Below are 17,912 nucleotides of genomic sequence, written 5' to 3'. Positions count from 1 at the left end.
GCCGTTGTCACCGGCGTAGGGCTTGGGCATGAAGGTAGCGGTCTTGCCGTAGGCATTGGCCACGTTGTGGATCACGTACTTTTGCATCAGCGTCCAGTCGGCGCGCTCGACCAGCGTGCTGAACTTGGTGCCGATTTCGCACTGGCCAGCGCCGGCGACTTCGTGGTGGTGCACTTCAACAGGAATACCGATCGATTCGAGGATCAGGGACATCTCGCTGCGCATGTCTTGCGTGCTGTCGACCGGGGGCACGGGGAAGTAGCCGCCCTTGACGCGGTTGCGGTGACCGCTGTTGCCGCCTTCGACCTTGGTGCCGCTGTTCCACGGTGCCTCGGCTTCGTCGATGGCGTAGAAAGTGTTGTTCGGCTCGGTGCTCCAGCGCACGTCGTCAAACAGGAAGAACTCGGGCTCAGGACCGAAGAAGGCGGTGTCGCCCAGGCCGGCTTGCTTGAGGTAGGCTTCGGCGCGCTTGGCAATCGAGCGGGGATCGCGCTCATAGGCCTTGCCGTCAGTGGGCTCGATCACGTCGCAGATCAGCACCAGGGTGACTTCTTCAAAGAAGGGGTCGATGAAGGCGCTGTTGGCGTCAGGGATCAAGAGCATGTCGGAGGCTTCGATGCCTTTCCAGCCGGCAATCGAAGAACCGTCAAACGCCTGACCGTCTTCGAACTTGCTCTCGTCGAACTGGGAAACGGGCACAGTGATGTGCTGCCACTTGCCACGGGTATCGGTGAAACGGAAGTCAACGAACTTGACTTCGTTTTCTTTCACCATCTTCATCACGTCTGCGACGGTCTTGGCCATCAGATTCTCCTGGTTGGATAGGTATTGAAAAACAGGTCTTCAGCCTCTGCAGGTTTTGTGCCAATCTTTGTGGCTGCCCATGCTGAGCTGATCAATCCTAGATTGTGCCCTTACTGCGAGCCCTTACTGTGAACGAAGCACAATTTTTAGCCCATCCGTTATGCACCATTTTAATGCATTAACGGATTATTTTGGTGCATTCAATGATGACGCACCAATTCGGGGCCGAGAGATACAGCCATAGCGCGCAGAGCATGGAGCAAATCACCGTAAGCCCGCTGAGCAACATCGGGCCGACCTTTGACCCCTAATTCAATATGCCTGCCCCACTGCGGGTGGTCCACGCTGGGCAGACTGAACACCTTGATGCCTGGGTGGTCAGCCTCGATGCGCTGCATCAATGGCGCCAAAGCGGATTCCATGCCCCCCAGAACAATCACGGAGCATTCTTGGTGGGAGCCTGTCGCAAAAGCATCCGCAAAACGATGGTCCAGGACCGACTCGATCATGGGCCAAGCCATGACAGGAAAGCCTGGCACGAAATACACGCCCGCCATAGGATGGGCAGGCTGCGCGTGGGTGCTGGCACACGCAAAGCCGGGAATTTTGTTGTAAGGGTTGGCAATCACATCGGCACCCAGAGGAAACACCCCCATCTCGAGCCGGCGTTGATTTTCAGGACTGTTTTCATCCAAGGGCACCCCCTGCTCCAGGGCCATGTCCCGCATCCGCTCAGTAATCCAGAGCTTTGCCTGCGGATGCAAGGTCAAAGGCACCCCCAAAGCCCGCGCTGCGCATTGACGCGTGTGATCGTCGGGAGTAGCACCGATGCCACCACATGAAAACACCACATCGCCACTGGCCAATGCACGCTGCAGCAGTGCAGTGATCCGAACGGGGTCATCTCCCACATACTCGGCCCACCCCAAACTCAAGCCCCGAGCGTTGAGAATGCGGATGACTTGCTGCAGATGCTTGTCTTCGCGCTTGCCCGAAAGAATTTCATCGCCAATGATGATCAGGCCAATCGGCAACACCGCCATTCAAAACCCCTCAAAATCCCTTAAGACTAGCCAGTATGCCCGGGCCGGTGCCCCTGATCGTCTGAGGGGTCAAACGTCAACCGCTGTGGCAGCGCAGACTCCACAGCCTCTTCTCGCAACACCGTCGCCTCTGATACATCGCTGCTCATCGGCAACTTCGGCTGCCTCAGTTGGGCGAGCCCGTCGAGCAGGTAGTGCGCATACCAGAGGGAAGAAAATACAAACACCAAGGTGTAGATCCAGATGGCCACCGGCACCAGAAGCACAAAAGCTGCGGCAAACAAGGCTCCAGAGGCCCACACCACACCTGGCGCCGCCCCCATCAAACCCGAAACCACGCCCATTCCCAACAAACTCAGGCGGTGTCTGGCCATGAGTGCCTGGCGTTCAGAACCATCGGCGATGTCCGAGAGCACATCAAAAGCCATGACCCGGTACGTCAGCCACCCCCAAATCAAGGCAGGCAAAACCAATGCCAAAGGCGGGACCAACCAGAGCGGCAAGGTCAACAGCAGAGCTCCCAAGGCAAGAAGCAAGGACAACAGACTCCAGAGCAAGCTTTGCAACATGCTGGTACCACGCTTACGCTCCAGGGTCGGGAAGCGGCGCTCGGCAACCATGCGCGTCAAGCCCGGCGTCATGAAAGCTGAAACAGAAAACAGCGAGACCACAACCACCAAAGGGGTGACGGCCAAAATCACCAGCAAAGGAGCGACCACGGTTTTCAGGTCAGGCACCCCCAGCTGCTCCATCCAGCTCCACAGGGACGCAAGCAGACTGAACTGCTCGAGAAACTGGCGCACCCCGGACACTGCAGCATCCCAGTACAGATAGCCCAAGACCCACGCCAACGCCACCATCAGCATCAGAGGCAGGAAAGACAGGGCGATGACGCGAGGCATCAGGCAGTACAGCCCGGCCCGCATGAAGGCATCAAGAATCGATCTCATGGAGCGAGCTTAGCACCCTCACCACAGAAAGACGAGTCAAGCACGCCCGAGCAGTCGTAACACGCCTTGTTTTTGCTGCGCCCAGAATCCGCGGCCATAGTCACGCCCTTGCTCGACCTGATCGCGAACACCTGTCGGATCAAAGCGAAGCTGGAAATCTGCGGTGCGAAACAACATATCCCACACCGGCAGCAACACGCCAAAGTTACACCCCCCCAACACCACACGACCGTGATCAAAGGACTCGTGCCCAACGCCAATACTGTGGTGCCTTCGATGAAAACGCGGACTCACCCACACGCGCTCAAATACAGGCCCAAAACTTAGACGCACATTCGCATGCTGCAGGTTCTCGCTCAAACGTCCCAAAGCCATCAACGCCACGAATTGCCCAGGTCCAACCCCAACAAGCACCGCCACCGAAGCAATGATGGTGGCCACCACAATACTGTCGATGAGGTGATTGCGATTGTCTGTCCACATCGTCATCTGACGCTGGGAATGATGCAGCGCATGTAATTTCCACCACCACTCAAATTCATGCTGACCACGGTGAATGAGGTAGTTCACGAAATCAAACACCACCAGATAAATCAGGAAACTGACAAAGGCCACATCCGTGACACCAGGCCACAACTGGTCAATGTGAAAAGTGGGCATACCCCATCCGCGCAAATACGCGATGGCCTTTTCCAGCCAATTGGCGAAGGTGAAGTACATGAACAATTCAAATACACCCAGCTTGTGAACCAGGGTGTAGATCGCATCGATCCGAATGGCCTGCCTGTCCGTGATGGGTTCAACCGGACGCCAGCGCTGCATAGGCGCAATCAATACCAGCATGATCAAGACCTCAAGCACCCCGACCATGAAGAGCCCGGTGCCCTCGTAGGCCACTTCAAGCAACTGGCCAAAGCCCAGGCCAAAGGCGATTGGCTGTACGACCCACTCGAACAGCAAATCGTGCCAGATCGTCCATAACTCAAGCATGCCATCGATCATTGAATTTTGCGGCGCTCAAAACGCCCGCCCCTCCACTCGTGTGCACGAACCCATTGACGATAAGCCGGATGCTCTTGAAGCGAGGCAAAACAAATGCCCTTGGCCTGCAATCCTTCAATCAAGGGCTCCAGCACCTCAGGAGCCCAAGGGTCCTGACGAGACCAGATCCCCAAATGAGCCATCAATATGTCACCGGGGCGAATGCTGTTGAGGGCCCTTTTCAGCAATTGTGCATTAGGGTAACGATCGCTTGGCAACTCATCGCCCAGAAAGCCCGCCTCTGACCAGCCGACATGTGCATAACCACAAGCCTGCGCAGCCTTGAGCAAAACCGCAGAATGCCGTCCCCCTGGGGCACGAAACAGGGGCAAGGGATCCCTACCGGACCACAGTTTCAGGCGTGCACTCGCACGGTCGAGTTCCTGGCAATAACGCTGCTCGCTCCATAGTTGAACCTGCCCTGGCTCTTCCCCCCCCGAAGCACGCATCCTGAACTGCACGGACCCGTCAGCGGCCTTGACGTCAGACAGCCAGTAAGCATGCCCCCAGGTGTGCGAAGCAAACTCATGCCCTTCGAGCGCACGAGCCTGCCACCACGGGCGCCAGTATTCACCCAAGGAGCCATCACCCTGCTGTGTTTTTTCCTGTGCAGCAAAAAACGTCACCGGGACACGATGACGTCTGAGCACCTCAGCAACCAAGGGGGCCACGCCCATGTGACCTGTGTCAAACGTCAGATAAACCGGTTTGCTGCAGGTGTCTGCCCTGGCCCCCCCCCCAAGCAACAAGCAAACGTACATCAGCACACGCCAGTTGTACATCGCAAGCCTCCGCTCAGAACCGCCCTGCGTGGTCCAGGGTCCACACCCCGTGGGGCGACTTGCCCACACCCACTTGCCGCACCACTTTGCGCGCAGCAATGTCAATGATCGTCAGTTTCTTGGACCAGCGCGAAGCCACCAGTAGAAGCTTGCCGTCCGAGGATATCTCCATGCAGTCCGGTCCCGAGGGCCCCGGCAACTGAGCCACCACCTGCATGCTCTGGTAGTCGATCATGCTGATCGAGTTCGCCACCCGGTTACTCACAAACACATGCTTGCGGTCCCCATATGCACGAAAGGCGTGAGCTCCTGCGCCCGTGAGCAGTTTCTTGACGAATTTGGGCTCACCCGAAGACACGTCATACACCTCTACACCATCACCCCCCGTCAAACCGACCAGCAGGTAACGATTGTCTGGCGTGCCAAATACATCGGCGGGCAAGGATCCCGTTTTCACGCGGGAACGCAGCGTCTGCGTCTTCAGGTCAATGGACACCAGTTCATCCGAGTCCTGCATCGTCACCCAGGCCGTGGTGCTTTTGGTATCGATCCACACATGGCTGGGCGTTTTGCCCGTGGCAATACGTTTGGCCAACTTCAGGTCTTGCCCATCCCAGCGATAAATATCCACGTGGTTAAGGCGGTTGGCAGCCGTGACCAGCCATTTCATGTCCGGTGAAAAGCGCAACTGATAAGGGTCAAGGACGTCATACACCGTACGCTGCACAGTGGCTGTGCGCGGGTCAATAAAGGTCAGCGAATCCCCAAGGGCATTGGCCACAATCACCGATTTTTCATCGGGCGTCAGGTACAAGTGGTGGGGCTCCTTGCCCGTGGGGATGCGTTTGACCTCAGTCCAGGTCATCGGGTCAATGACGCTGACGTTACCGTCCAGCGAGTTGAGGACAAACACGGGCGTGGTCGGACTCGCCCACGCCGTTGTCACACACAGCGCAGCCCACAAGAACACCCCGCGCCACAATCGATGCAAAAATGAATACAAGATCAGACTTTCCGAAAAGCGGGGGCAAGTGTACCCGCTGAAAACTTAAAACTTCCTGATGAAGATCACAAGCCCTTCCCGATGGCGTGTTCATGGTGTCGATCTGGAAATTGAAACCATTTCCGGTCCCGACCACCCAGACTCGCGTCCCAGCCCTGTTGTGTTCCTGCATGAAGGTCTGGGCAGTGTGTCCATGTGGCGCGACTGGCCCCGGCAGCTTTGCCAAAAACTGGGCCGCCCTGGCCTGGTGTACTCGCGCCAGGGGTATGGCCAGTCAGCAGACCGCGCCGATGTGCGCGGCGCACAGCGTCTGCAACCGGACTACATGCACAAGGAGGCCTTGCAGGTGCTGCCCGAGTTGCTACGACAGCTGAACATTAAACGCCCCGTGCTGCTCGGCCATTCTGATGGCGGCACCATTGCCCTGCTACACGCCAGTCAACACCCGGTCGAGGCTTGCATCGTCATGGCCCCGCACGTGATGGTGGAAGACATCTCCATCCAGGCCATTGAAGCCGCACGTGAGGCTTATCTGCATGGTCCCCTTCGCAAGCGCCTGGAGCCCTACCACACGCATGTGGACACCGCCTTTTGGCAATGGAACGACATTTGGCTGTCCCCCGCTTTTCGGAGCTATGACGTCCGCCGGGAGGTGGGGCGCATACAGGCCCCGCTGCTGGCCATTCAAGGCGAAGATGACCCCTACGGCACCCTGACCCAGATTGAAGACATTGCCCGCGCTGCACCGCAGACCCAGTTGCTCAAGCTGCCCGCTTGTGGCCACTCACCGCACCGCGATCAAAGTGCGGTGGTTATGCAAGCCATCGGCACCTTTCTGGCCACACTCAAGGCTTGATCAAGGCCAGGTCGGCCTCTGACAAAAACCGCCACTGGCCCGGTGCCAGGTCGGCTGGCAAGGTCAAGCCACCGATGCGACTGCGGTGCAAGGCATCCACACGATTGCCTACCGCGGCCAGCATGCGCTTGACCTGGTGGTATTTACCTTCAGTCAGCGTCAGATCCAATGTGTTCTCACCCGTTTGTACGCAGGCAGCAGCGCGCACTGGCTTGGGGTCATCATCGAGCACCACACCATCAAGCAATTGCTGCACCATGGCATCCGTGATGGGGTGACACGCTGTGACCTGGTACACCTTGGGCACATGTTTTTTGGGCGAACTCATGCGATGAATGAACGCCCCATCGTCCGACAGCAACAGCAAACCCGTGGTGTCCTGATCCAGCCGGCCCACCGCCTGCACGCCCTGCACCGCTCCCTTGTTGGGCCGCTGGCGCAAAGGTGCGGGTAGCAAGGTGTAAATGCTGGGCCACGCCGAGGGTTTTTGGGAGCACTCGGTACCTGGGGGTTTGTGCAACAGCACATAGGCATGCTCATGAAAGGCCCAAAGCGTGCCCTGCACCGAAAACTGCAAGCCCTCTGGTGCGTAGTATTCGCCCGCATCGGTCTGCACCTGGCCATCGACCGCCACGTGCTCTTGCTGGATCAGACCGGCGCACACCCGGCGCGTACCAAAGCCCTGGCTGAACAAAATGTCTTCCAGGCGCATGGGTTTGAGGGACTTGGCTTTCATGGGGCATGATTGTCGCCTTGAAACGCCCGCGTTTTACAGGAGACATGACCCATGAGCGCTATTGCCACTTTGACCCACATGACTGAGCAGCTGCAAGCCTGCCAGCAGGGTACGCTGTCTGTGACCGAATTGACGGCCTCATGGCGCAACAAGGCAGATCAGCTGGATCTGCCTGCACGTTTTGGCGAGGTGCTGGGCAACGTGCTCGACCGCCTGGAGTCTGGCGCCCTGTTCAGCGAAGAAAGTTGCTCCTTCAGCCAAAAAGACCTGCTGGCCAGCTTGCAGGTCTGGGCCGAGAAGGCGCAAGCCCAGCTGTCCAAGGAACAGCCATGAACCCGCTGCTGGGCAAGGACAGCCTGTGCGATGTGGCGGGTATCGAAGTGGGCCACTACACCGACACACGCCGTCCCACGGGTTGCACCGTCATCGTGGCTCGCGAAGGTGCGGTAGGCGGTGTAGATGTACGGGGCGCTGCCCCAGGCACGCGCGAGACGGACCTGCTCGAACCCGGCAACACCGTGCAAACCGTTCATGCCGTTGTGCTCTCTGGTGGCAGCGCCTGGGGGCTGGACGCAGCAGGCGGTGTCATGCGTTGGCTGGACGAGCAAGGCATCGGCCTGCAAGTCGGTCCAGCACGGGTGCCCATCGTGCCAGCGGCCGTGCTGTTTGACCTGCACGTGAGCGACCACCGTATCCGACCAGACGCCGCAGCTGGCTACGCCGCTTGTGAAGCGGCCAGTGCACAGACACCCGCCCAAGGCAATGTGGGCGCAGGCGCTGGCGCCACGGTGGGCAAGATGTTTGGCATGGCCGGGGCCATGAAGGGCGGCATCGGTTCGGCCTCGGTCAAAGTCGGCGACTTCACGGTCGGCGCCATCGTGGCCTGCAACGCGCTGGGCGATGTGATCAATCCTGACACAGGGCGTATCCTGGCGGGCGCACGCGACAGCAGCCACACCCTGGCAGGCACCACAGCCCAACTGCTGGCGGGCCGCACACCGGGGCAAATTTTGCCCGGCACACAGACCACCATCGGCCTGATTGCCACCGATGCCAAACTCGACAAGGCCCAAGCCAGACGCCTGGCCCAGGTGGGGCACGACGGCCTGGCGCGGTGCATCCAGCCCGTCCACACCACATCCGACGGCGACACCTTGTTTGCGCTGGCCACAGGCTGTATCGACAAAGAGCCGCCCATGACGGTGCTCTGCGTGATGGCCGCCGAAGCGGTGGCCCGCGCCACGGTGCGCGCCGTGCTCGCCGCCAGCACCATGAAAAACGGCGAGCACGAATGGCCCGCCGCTTCGGATCTGACTGCCCCATAAAGGGCAGACCGCCAAGTGTTTACTTGAGCGCCTTGTAGCGCACGCGCTTGGGCTTGGCGCCCTCTTCACCCAGACGCTTCTTCTTGTCGGCCTCGTATTCCTGGTAGTTGCCGTCAAAGAACACCCACTGGCTGTCGCCTTCGGCGGCCAGGATGTGGGTGGCGATGCGGTCCAGGAACCAGCGGTCGTGGCTGATGACCATGACGCTGCCCGCGAATTCGAGCAGCGCATCTTCCAGGGCGCGCAGGGTTTCCACGTCAAGGTCGTTGGAGGGTTCGTCCAGCAGCAGCACGTTGCCGCCCTGCATGAGCGTCTTGGCCAAGTGCAGACGGCCGCGCTCACCACCGGAGAGCATGCCGACTTTCTTTTGCTGGTCGCCACCGCCGAAGTTGAAGCGGCCGCAATACGCGCGGCTGGGCATCTGGAATTTGCCCACGGTGATGATGTCCAGGCCGCCGGAGATGTCTTCCCAAACGGTTTTTTCGTTGGCCAGGTCGTCGCGGTTCTGGTCGACAAAAGCCATCTTCACGGTCTGGCCGATGTGCACTTCACCACTGTCGGGCGTTTCCTTGCCCGAGATCAGCTTGAACAGCGTGGATTTGCCGGCGCCGTTGGGGCCAATGATGCCGACGATGGCGCCTGCGGGCACCTTGAAGCTCAGGTTGTCGATCAGCAGGCGGTCGCCAAAGGACTTGCTGACGTTCTTGAATTCGAACACGTCGTTGCCCAGACGCTCGGCCACCGGAATGAAGATCTCGTTGGTTTCGTTGCGCTTCTGGTATTCAAAGTCGCTCAGCTCTTCGATGCGGGCCAGACGGGCCTTGCTCTTGGCCTGGCGACCCTTGGGGTTCTGGCGCGCCCACTCCAGTTCCTTCTTCATGGCCTTGGTGCGGGCGTCTTCGGTGCGCTGTTCCTGCTCCAGGCGGGCTTCTTTTTGTTCCAGCCAGGTGGAGTAGTTGCCCTTGTACGGAATGCCGTGGCCACGGTCGAGTTCCAGAATCCACTCGGCAGCGTTGTCCAGGAAGTAACGGTCGTGGGTGATGGCCACCACAGTGCCCGAGAAACGGGCCAGGAACTGTTCCAGCCAGTCCACCGATTCAGCGTCCAGGTGGTTGGTCGGTTCGTCCAGCAACAGCATGTCCGGCTTGGACAGCAACAGGCGGCACAGGGCCACACGGCGTTTTTCACCGCCGGAGAGGTTCTTGATGATGGCGTCCCAGGCGGGCAGGCGCAGCGCGTCGGCGGCGATTTCCAGCAAGTGCTCGGAGTCGCCTTCTGCGCCAGCGGCCGAGATGATGGCTTCGAGCTGGGCCTGCTCGGCGGCCAGCGCGTCAAAGTCGGCGTCTTCTTCCGCGTAGGCGGCATAGACCTCTTCGAGGCGCTGCTTGGCGGAGGCCACTTCGCCCATGCCGCTTTCCACGGCCTGGCGCACGGTGTGCTCGGGGTCGAGCTGAGGTTCCTGAGGCAGGTAGCCGATCTTCAGACCCGCCATGGGAATGGCTTCACCCTCGATGTCCTTGTCGATGCCGGCCATGATCTTGAGCAGCGTGGACTTGCCCGAACCGTTCAAGCCCAACACGCCAATCTTGGCGCCCGGGAAGAAGGACAGAGAAATGTCTTTGAGGATCTGACGCTTGGGCGGCACGATCTTGCCGACCCGGTTCATCGAGAAAACGTATTGAGCCATATGGAAACCTTGGGGAACCCTGAAATATCTGGAATTAGCCGGTGATTATCCCAGAGGCGTGCGACGCCCCTGCTTGCACCTGCCTGCACCCGCCTGATTACTCCAGCACCAGCTGAGAGACTTGGCCGGGTCGGCCCGAAAACTGGGTCTGGCTGTCCAGTGCTTCGAGCATGACACGCGCTTTGCGCCCACCGTACACCTCGGCCCTGAGCCACTGGCATTCGGTGTCCAGCGCTTCTTGCGAAGGCAATGAGCACCACCAGGCGCGGTTTTCGCCGTCCCAACGGTAGCCCCGCGCCTTGAGCTTGTCCTTGGTTTCAAAGGGTGAGCCAGTGGCCAGTAATTTGTAGCGCGTTCCCTGCGCACCTTCCACCAAAGTGCGCAAGCCTGTGCGACCATCCGACAAGGGCTGCGCCAGCACCTGCAGCAAGGCATGGCAATCGGTCAGGGCGCGGTGGGCGTCATAAAACCAGCCGCGTTCGCTGGCCAGGAACTCCAGTTTGGCCGAGCCATTGCCTTCAGTTTTCCAGTTGATGCCCGCAAAAGAACAGTTCCAGGCCTGCTGGGCAAACACGGGCAGGCGCGCCTCGACAAAGGGGCGGTCAAACGCAGCGTTGTGCGCCACGATCACGTCAGCCTGCTGCACCATGGCCGCCACCTGCGCATCGTCAATGCGCTGGCCACGCACCATGTCATCGGTGATGCCGGTGATCTCGGTGATGTTGGGAGGAATGGGGCGCCCCGGGTCCTCAAACGACTCAAACACAGACACGGGCCCCACCGGCAAACCACTTTCACGGTCCACCAGCACGGACAACATGGCCAGCTCAATGATTTCATCGCCCTTGGCATCCAGCCCGGTGGTTTCGGTGTCCAGAATCAAGACGCGCGCAGTTTGCGCTCCAGTCGGCATGGGCCAGTCCAGCTTGGGCACCAGCCGGCGCAGCACGCGGTAGTCGGGGTGGGCATCCAGGAGCGCGGCGCAGGCTTCGGGCGTAGCGGCGTTGGCAGCAGACATGGATGCGTTTGGAAGCTCGGTATCCCAGTCACCCAGGCTCATTTGGTCAGAAACTTTCATGGCTGAATTATTCCTCAGCCCCCGTGCAGCGCAAGCGAAGTCTTTTGTGTGAGACAATCATCCCCGTTGTCGCCACCAGTTGCCGCAACATCAGCGTTCTGCTGGGGCCTGATCCGGAAGCCTTTTCCGTGATGCCATGCCCACTCCCTTGAGACCGATTGGCTCCAACTGGCCGTTGCAAGTGCAACGATTTGGCCAATCACCTGCGCCTGTGTGGCGCTCCATCCATGAATTTTGAAGAACTGAATCTGGCTCCGGCCATTGTCCAAGCCGTGCGTGAGCAAGGCTACGAAACCCCTACCCCCATCCAGGCGCAAGCCATTCCTGCCGTGCTGGCGGGTCACGACCTGCTCGCTGGCGCCCAGACCGGCACCGGCAAAACAGCAGCCTTTACCCTGCCCGTGCTGCACAAGCTCAGCCAAACCGAACCTGGCAAAAACCGTTTTGGTGGCAAAGCCATCCGCGCGCTGGTGCTCACGCCCACGCGTGAACTGGCTGCGCAGGTCGAAGAGTCTGTGCGCGACTACGGCAAATACCTCAAGCTCGACTCGGCCGTGATCTTCGGTGGTGTGGGCATGAACCCGCAAATCAACCGGGTCAAAAAAGGCGTAGACATCCTGGTGGCCACACCGGGCCGTCTTCTGGACCTGCAAGGCCAGGGCCACCTGGACCTGTCCACGGTGGAAATCCTGATCCTGGACGAAGCCGACCGCATGTTGGACATGGGCTTCATCCACGACGTGAAAAAAGTGCTGGCCCTGGTGCCGCAGGACAAGCAAAGCCTGCTGTTCTCTGCCACCTTCAGCGACGAGATTCGCGAGCTGGCTAATGGCCTGCTCAAAGACCCGCAAAGCATTCAGGTCACGCCGCGCAACACCACGGTGCAGCGCATCACCCAGGTCATCCACCCGGTGGGCCGCGCCAAGAAAAAGGAAGCCCTGCTGCACATCATCCAGCAACACAACTGGAGCCAGGTGCTGGTGTTCACCCGCACCAAGTTTGGTGCCAACAATGTGGCCGACTACCTGACCAAAAACGGCGTGAAAGCCATGGCCCTGCACGGCAACAAGAGCCAAAGCGCACGCACGCAGGCGCTGGCCGGCTTCAAGAGTGGGGACATCCGCGCCCTGGTGGCCACCGACATTGCTGCACGCGGCATTGACATTGAAGAGCTGCCACACGTCGTCAACTACGAGATTCCCAACATCTCTGAAGACTATGTACACCGCATTGGCCGCACTGGCCGCGCTGGCAACAGCGGTGAGGCCGTCAACCTGGTCTGCATGGACGAGGAAGGCTTCATGATGGAAATCGAGCGTTTCACCAAGCAACAAATCCCGGTGCAGTTGCTCGAAGGCTTTGGCCCTGCCCCTGACGAGCGCGCTGAGCCCATTGCCATGGGTCGACAAACCCTGTGGGGCGGCGCAGGCAAACCGCCCAGCCGCGACGTGATGGCCGCTGCGGCCAAAGCCGCCCGCCAGGAAATGATGACCCGCATTCGCGAGAAAAAATCCAGCGAAGGTAGCCGTCAGCCGCGTGGTGACCGTGGTGATCGCGGTGATCGCCCCGAAGGTTTTGAAGGCGAAGGCCAGCAAGCCCGCGGTCCGCGTCCTGCACGCAGCGGCAACCAGCCTTCACGTCGCCACGGCGACGGCCACGGCCAGCGCCAGGATCGCCCGCAACACGCACGTGGCCCGCGCCCGGAAGGTCAGGGTCAAGGCCAGGGTGGCCCGCGCCGCGAGCGCGACCCCAACCGCGAGCAAAACCGTGATCGCCGTCCACGTGACCACGACGAACTGCCACGCCACATCGACCCGCTCAAGACCACGCAGTTTGCCAAGCTGGATTTGCCGCGCCGCAAGCCCATCAAGACCGGTGGTCAGCCCGACCCCACCCGCACCAGCATTGACAGCCTGGCCGCAGGTGGCAAGCGCCACGGTGGTGGTGGCTACGGCGGCGGTGGCAACCGTGGTGGTGGCCGTTTCCGCTGAGCAGGTTAAGTGTGAAAGCCCGCTTCATGCGGGCTTTCTTCATTCAGGCCGTCTTAGCCGCGCACAAACACCGTCACCAGCGGTTCATCACCCAGCTGGCGGCTGCAGTGCCCGTGCAGCGCGGGGTCAAACGTAGCACCTTCGGGCAGCACATCAGCCGAGTAAAAGTGCTGCCCCGGACCAAACACGCGCACGCTGCCATCCTGCAGACCAATTTCCATCTGTCCTTGCAGCACAAACAGCCATTGAGGAATGCCCGTGCAATGAAACTGGCTGCGAAAACCCACCGGGCTCATGCGCAGCTGCAGGCCTTGCGCGCCTTGCCATGCCGAGAGCTGGCTCATGGGTGTGCCCTCGCTCAACGGTACTTGTTCTTCGCGAAAACGCGCGCGGCCATCGGTATCGGTGTAGAGCACCACTTTGGTGAAATTTTCCATCGTCATTCCTGTTGAAATTCAAAATCCGGTGGTGATGGCACCGGTGACGGCACCCGCATCATCGACCACGGCCATCCAGGCCCATTTGTCAAACGTGGTGCAGGGATGCGAAATGCCCAGTGCCACCTTGTCACCCACGGCCGGCTGTGGCCCATCGACAGGCACACACATGTGCGCATGCTGATCGCTCAGAGCCTGCACTTGCCAGCCTGCGGGTGCAGGCTTCGCCTCCTGCTCGCCTGCACTGGCCCACAACAAGGGCACAGGCATCTGCTGGTCAAACGACACATCGCGGCGGCCCGCATTCAAAATAGCCAGACCAGGCTCAGGCACCGATTGCACCATGGTCCACACCTGCAAGGCAGCTTGCAAGCCCTCGGTCAATCCTTCTCGAGCCAGCAGACGTGTCAGATAACGTGCGTAATGGCCGTGGTCATGGGTGACATAGCATCCCGAACGCAACATGCCCAAGACCGGGCGCGACAGCGTCAGCCCATGGATCACGGGCAAGATCAGATCAAAAATGGCGGAGCCTCCTGCTGACAGCAAGACCTGCTCACGCCCCCAAAGCCCGGCCTGGTCAATCGCCTGCACAGTGCCATGCACCCGCCGCACCAGTGCGGTCACAGCCTCTGGCGACGGGTCTGCCTGGACATTCGCCAAGCCACCCTCGTAGCACTCCACGCCCGCCAGGCTGCCCACCGGGCTGTCCGCAATCGCCTGCGCCAAGGCCAGCGCTTGTGCGGTATTGCGGCAACCGGTGCGAAAACCATCAGTCCCCATCTCCACCAACACCTGCCAGACCCGCGTGCAGGCGCTGCGTTGCGACCAGACTTCAATGGCCCGCCACTGCGCCAGCGAATCGACCAGAAAAAACACCTCGATATCCGGGCGTTGCGACAGCATGGCATCGAGCGCACTCAAATCCGCATCGGCCAACACCTGATTGGCGATGATGAAGCGCTGCGCCCCCGCCTCCAGACCCCATTGCAGCTGGTGCACATTGGCAAAGGTCAGCCCCCAAGCACCGGTCTGCAGCTGATCGCGCATGATCTGGGTCGACAAGGTGGTTTTGCCATGCGGCGCCAAGGCGACGCCCTTGCGGTCTGCCCAAGCCTGCATCCAGGCCATGTTGTGCATCAAAGCAGATTGGCGCAAAGTGGCCAGCGGGGTGGGCAATGCCGAGCCCAGCACATGCCAACCCTGCTGAGCTACGGCCTCAACAGGTACGTCCGTGTGCAGCGTAGGAAAACCTTTGAGGCCGGTGTGAAGAGGAAAATTGCGCATGCGTGTCAGGTTTTTCTTGTTCAGGCATCATCATGCCTCATGAGATTCCTGCACACCATGCTTCGCGTTGGCAACCTTCAACGTTCGATCGATTTCTACACCCAGGTGCTGGGCATGCAACTGCTGCGCACCTCCGAGAACCCCGAATACAAATACTCGCTGGCGTTTTTGGGCTTTGAAGGCGGCAACCCCGGCCAGGCCGAGCTGGAGCTGACCTACAACTGGGGCGTCGAAAGTTACGAGTTGGGCACCGCCTACGGCCACATAGCCTTGGGCGTGGTTGATGCCTATGCGGCCTGCGACAAGATTCGCGCTGCGGGTGGTCAAGTCACCCGCGAAGCTGGCCCGGTCAAAGGTGGCAGCACCGTGATCGCTTTTGTGACCGACCCCGATGGCTACAAGATTGAGCTGATTCAGCGCGGCAGCTGAGCAGCCTCGCGGGCCAGCGCCTCGATGCGCGCCCAGTCACCTTGGGCCAGCGCGTCGGCTGGCACCAGCCAGGAGCCGCCCACACAGGCCACGTTGGGCAAGGCCAACAGTTCGAGTGCATTGACTTGTGTGACGCCGCCCGTCGGGCAGAACTTCACATCAAAAAACGGGCCGCTCCAGGCCTTGAGCATGTTGGGGCCGCCCGCCTGCATGGCCGGAAAGAACTTGAGTTCGGTATAGCCGTGTTCCTGCGCCATCATGATTTCACTCCCCGTCGCCACGCCGGGTAACAGCGACAAACCGTTGTCACGACAGGCTTGCCCCACGGCCTTGGTGTAACCCGGGCTCACCGCGAACTGTGCACCCGCCTTGGCCGCAGCGGCTGCATCAGCGGCGCTGCGCACTGTGCCTGCCCCCACCACAGCACCAGGCACTTCCTTGGCAATGGCCTCCATGCAGGCCAGCGCCTGCGGTGTGCGCAAGGTCACTTCGAGCATACGGATACCACCGGCCACCAAAGCACGAGCCATGGGCACAGCATGCGCCACATCGTTCAGAACGATGACCGGAATGACGGGGGCGTCCTGCATCACTTGCAGGGCAGTCAGATTTACAGCCATGTGCAGGCTCCTTCTTCGGCTTTGAGCGCATTGCGGCGCATGTTTGCAAACAATTCTCTGCCCATGCCTGCGCCATTGGCAGCACGCTGCTGGGCAGACATGGAAGCCAGCGGACGCGCAGACCACTCGGCATCACTCACCAGCACTTGCAGGGTACCGGCCACGCCATCGAGGCGGATCAGGTCGCCGTCCTGCACCTTGGCCAGGGGGCCACCGGCAGCCGCTTCGGGCGAGACATGAATGGCGGCAGGCACCTTGCCCGAGGCACCACTCATGCGGCCATCGGTCACCAGCGCCACCTTGAAGCCTTTGCCTTGCAGCACCGCCAGTGGCGGTGTGAGCTTGTGCAGCTCGGGCATGCCATTGGCCTGCGGACCTTGCCAGCGCACCACGCAGACCACATCGCGCTCGAGTTCACCGGCCTTGAACGCATCATGCAGCGCATCCTGCGAATCAAACACACGTGCCGGTGCTTCGATGATGTGACTGGCCTCAGGTACGGCCGAAATCTTGATCACGCTGCGGCCCAGATTGCCTTGCAGCAATTTCAAACCACCAGTGGTGCTGAAAGGATTGGAAGCGGGACGCACCACGCTTTCGTCCTTGCTCGCACCCGGATCTTCCCAGACCAGTTGTGCGCCCTGCAGCGAAGGCATGCGCGTGAATTCACGGATACCACCAGCGCGAACCGTCAGCACATCCTCGTGCATCAGGCCAGCGTCCAGCAGTTCTCGGATCACGTAGCCCGGGCCGCCCGCGGCCTGAAACTGGTTCACATCGGCGCTACCGTTGGGGTAGACACGGGTGAGCAGTGGCACCACCTCAGACAATGCCGAAAAATCGTCCCAGTCAATCACGATGCCCGCCGCACGTGCAACGGCCACCCAGTGGATCAGATGGTTGGTGGAACCGCCCGTGGCCAGCAGGGCCACCATGGCGTTGACGATGCATCGCTCGTCCACCACTTTACCGATAGGCGCTGGCTTCTTCAGTACCGTACGCACCGCTTCGCGGGTGAGCTCGGCGCGTGCGCCCTCACCGGGGTGAATAAAGGCCGTACCCGGCACATGCAGGCCCATGGCCTCGAGCAGCATCTGGTTGCTGTTGGCCGTGCCGTAGAACGTGCAGGTACCTTCGCCATGGTAGGCCGCAGACTCGGCCGCCAGCAGCTCTTCGCGCCCCACCTGGCCCAGTGCGGCTTTTTCGCGCACCTTGGCTTTTTCGCTGTTGGACAACCCACTGCTCATCGGACCTGCAGGCACAAACACCGTGGGCAAATGGCCAAATTGCAAAGCGCCAATCAACAGGCCCGGAACGATTTTGTCGCACACACCCAGCATCAACGCCACATCAAACACATCGTGGCTGAGCGACACGGCGGTGGCCATGGCGATCACATCACGACTGAACAAGCTCAGCTCCATCCCCGGTGTGCCTTGGGTCACGCCATCGCACATGGCGGGCACGCCACCGGCCACCTGCGCGGTAGCACCCAGCTTGCGCGCCTCGTCCTTGATGATGTCCGGGTAATGCTGCAATGGCGCATGGGCCGAAAGCATGTCGTTGTAAGCGTTGACGATGCCGATGTGCGGTGCACGCGGCGCCACCACCTGGATGGCACCCAAGCCGGTTGCCTTATGTTTGTCCGTCTCGGGCATGGCCGCAAACGCGTGGGCCACATTCGCGCAACCCAGACGCTGCGCCCCAGGTGTGCGGCTGGCATAGGCATCCAACTGGGCCAGGTAGGCGCTACGGGTGTCTTGGCTACGCTGTGCAATACGCTGGGTCACAGCCAGCAACGTGGGGTGCAAACTCATGGAGGGAAGATCCGCTTGGTAACAAA

Annotated in this window: 18 protein-coding genes; 5 read left to right on the top strand and 13 right to left on the bottom strand. The window is 60.5% G+C overall.

Features of this window, described 5'->3' with window-relative positions; genetic code table 11:
- From AAFM15_RS08855 to AAFM15_RS08830, 6 genes are all read right to left on the bottom strand, one after another.
- On the bottom strand, positions 1–804 hold an 804-nt coding region (locus AAFM15_RS08855; RefSeq protein WP_341686354.1), incomplete at its 3' end, for a glutamine synthetase beta-grasp domain-containing protein.
- Positions 805–1,004: 200 nt separating this feature from the next.
- A complete protein-coding gene (locus AAFM15_RS08850) occupies positions 1,005–1,847 on the bottom strand; it encodes a molybdopterin-binding protein (protein WP_341686353.1) in 843 nt (280 codons plus the stop codon).
- 26 nt (positions 1,848–1,873) lie between these two features.
- Positions 1,874–2,797, bottom strand: a complete 924-nt coding sequence (locus AAFM15_RS08845) for an EI24 domain-containing protein (protein WP_341686352.1) — start codon at positions 2,795–2,797, stop codon at positions 1,874–1,876.
- 36 nt (positions 2,798–2,833) lie between these two features.
- On the bottom strand, positions 2,834–3,799 hold the full coding sequence (locus AAFM15_RS08840) for a sterol desaturase family protein (protein ID WP_341686351.1): 966 nt from the start codon (positions 3,797–3,799) through the stop codon (positions 2,834–2,836).
- Positions 3,796–4,620 carry a polysaccharide deacetylase family protein gene (locus AAFM15_RS08835; RefSeq protein ID WP_371833099.1) on the bottom strand — a complete coding sequence of 275 codons (825 nt, stop codon included), beginning with the start codon at positions 4,618–4,620 and terminating at the stop codon, positions 3,796–3,798. Before AAFM15_RS08835 ends, AAFM15_RS08840 begins: the two co-directional genes overlap by 4 nt.
- A 13-nt stretch (positions 4,621–4,633) precedes the next feature.
- The gene (locus tag AAFM15_RS08830; RefSeq protein ID WP_341686356.1) at positions 4,634–5,590 is read right to left on the bottom strand and encodes a cytochrome D1 domain-containing protein; all 957 of its coding nucleotides are present in this window, start codon (positions 5,588–5,590) and stop codon (positions 4,634–4,636) included.
- Positions 5,591–5,681: 91 nt separating this feature from the next.
- Between AAFM15_RS08830 and AAFM15_RS08825 the strand changes: the two genes are divergently transcribed.
- On the top strand, positions 5,682–6,479 hold the full coding sequence (locus AAFM15_RS08825) for an alpha/beta hydrolase (RefSeq protein ID WP_341686350.1): 798 nt from the start codon (positions 5,682–5,684) through the stop codon (positions 6,477–6,479).
- Here AAFM15_RS08825 and AAFM15_RS08820 read toward each other — a convergent pair.
- Positions 6,469–7,191 carry a 16S rRNA pseudouridine(516) synthase gene (locus tag AAFM15_RS08820; protein ID WP_341686355.1) on the bottom strand — a complete coding sequence of 241 codons (723 nt, stop codon included), beginning with the start codon at positions 7,189–7,191 and terminating at the stop codon, positions 6,469–6,471. The two genes, AAFM15_RS08825 and AAFM15_RS08820, sit on opposite strands and share 11 nt — an antisense overlap.
- Before the next feature lie 75 nt (positions 7,192–7,266).
- Here AAFM15_RS08820 and AAFM15_RS08815 point away from each other — a divergent pair, with 75 nt between their 5' ends.
- Together AAFM15_RS08815 and AAFM15_RS08810 are read left to right on the top strand one after the other, a co-directional pair.
- Positions 7,267–7,548, top strand: a complete 282-nt coding sequence (locus AAFM15_RS08815) for a hypothetical protein (protein ID WP_341686349.1) — start codon at positions 7,267–7,269, stop codon at positions 7,546–7,548.
- Positions 7,545–8,540 carry a P1 family peptidase gene (locus AAFM15_RS08810; RefSeq protein ID WP_341686348.1) on the top strand — a complete coding sequence of 332 codons (996 nt, stop codon included), beginning with the start codon at positions 7,545–7,547 and terminating at the stop codon, positions 8,538–8,540. Before AAFM15_RS08815 ends, AAFM15_RS08810 begins: the two co-directional genes overlap by 4 nt.
- Positions 8,541–8,559: 19 nt before the next feature.
- Here the strand turns inward: AAFM15_RS08810 and ettA are convergent, their stop codons facing one another.
- The gene (gene ettA / locus AAFM15_RS08805) at positions 8,560–10,227 is read right to left on the bottom strand and encodes an energy-dependent translational throttle protein EttA (protein ID WP_341686347.1); all 1,668 of its coding nucleotides are present in this window, start codon (positions 10,225–10,227) and stop codon (positions 8,560–8,562) included.
- A 97-nt stretch (positions 10,228–10,324) separates the two neighbouring features.
- Entirely contained in the window at positions 10,325–11,305 is a 981-nt protein-coding gene (locus AAFM15_RS08800; RefSeq protein ID WP_341686346.1) for a 3'-5' exonuclease, read from the bottom strand.
- A gap of 227 nt (positions 11,306–11,532) precedes the next feature.
- Between AAFM15_RS08800 and AAFM15_RS08795 the strand changes: the two genes are divergently transcribed.
- Positions 11,533–13,296 (top strand): DEAD/DEAH box helicase, encoded by a 1,764-nt coding sequence (locus tag AAFM15_RS08795; RefSeq protein ID WP_341686345.1) that lies wholly within the window; start codon positions 11,533–11,535, stop codon positions 13,294–13,296.
- A gap of 53 nt (positions 13,297–13,349) precedes the next feature.
- Here AAFM15_RS08795 and AAFM15_RS08790 read toward each other — a convergent pair whose 3' ends face one another.
- Complete coding sequence (locus AAFM15_RS08790; RefSeq protein WP_341686344.1) at positions 13,350–13,733, bottom strand: hypothetical protein; 384 nt, start codon at positions 13,731–13,733, stop codon at positions 13,350–13,352.
- An 18-nt stretch (positions 13,734–13,751) separates the two neighbouring features.
- Positions 13,752–15,020 (bottom strand): amino acid deaminase, encoded by a 1,269-nt coding sequence (locus tag AAFM15_RS08785; RefSeq protein WP_341686343.1) that lies wholly within the window; start codon positions 15,018–15,020, stop codon positions 13,752–13,754.
- Between the two features lie 39 nt (positions 15,021–15,059).
- Between AAFM15_RS08785 and gloA the strand changes: the two genes are divergently transcribed.
- Entirely contained in the window at positions 15,060–15,449 is a 390-nt protein-coding gene (gene gloA / locus AAFM15_RS08780; RefSeq protein ID WP_341686342.1) for a lactoylglutathione lyase, read from the top strand.
- Here gloA and eda read toward each other — a convergent pair.
- Together eda and edd are read right to left on the bottom strand one after the other, a co-directional pair.
- A complete protein-coding gene (eda, locus tag AAFM15_RS08775; protein WP_341686341.1) occupies positions 15,434–16,069 on the bottom strand; it encodes a bifunctional 4-hydroxy-2-oxoglutarate aldolase/2-dehydro-3-deoxy-phosphogluconate aldolase in 636 nt (211 codons plus the stop codon). The genes gloA and eda overlap by 16 nt on opposite strands.
- The gene (gene edd / locus AAFM15_RS08770) at positions 16,060–17,886 is read right to left on the bottom strand and encodes a phosphogluconate dehydratase (RefSeq protein WP_341686340.1); all 1,827 of its coding nucleotides are present in this window, start codon (positions 17,884–17,886) and stop codon (positions 16,060–16,062) included. The genes eda and edd overlap by 10 nt, the downstream gene beginning before the upstream one ends.
- Positions 17,887–17,912: the final 26 nt, after the last annotated feature.

It is taken from the genome of Limnohabitans sp. (assembly GCF_038134685.1).
GTDB lineage: Bacteria > Pseudomonadota > Gammaproteobacteria > Burkholderiales > Burkholderiaceae_C > Limnohabitans_A.
The sequence above is the reverse complement of the archived record's forward strand: the minus strand, read 5'-3'. Positions and strand labels throughout refer to the sequence as shown.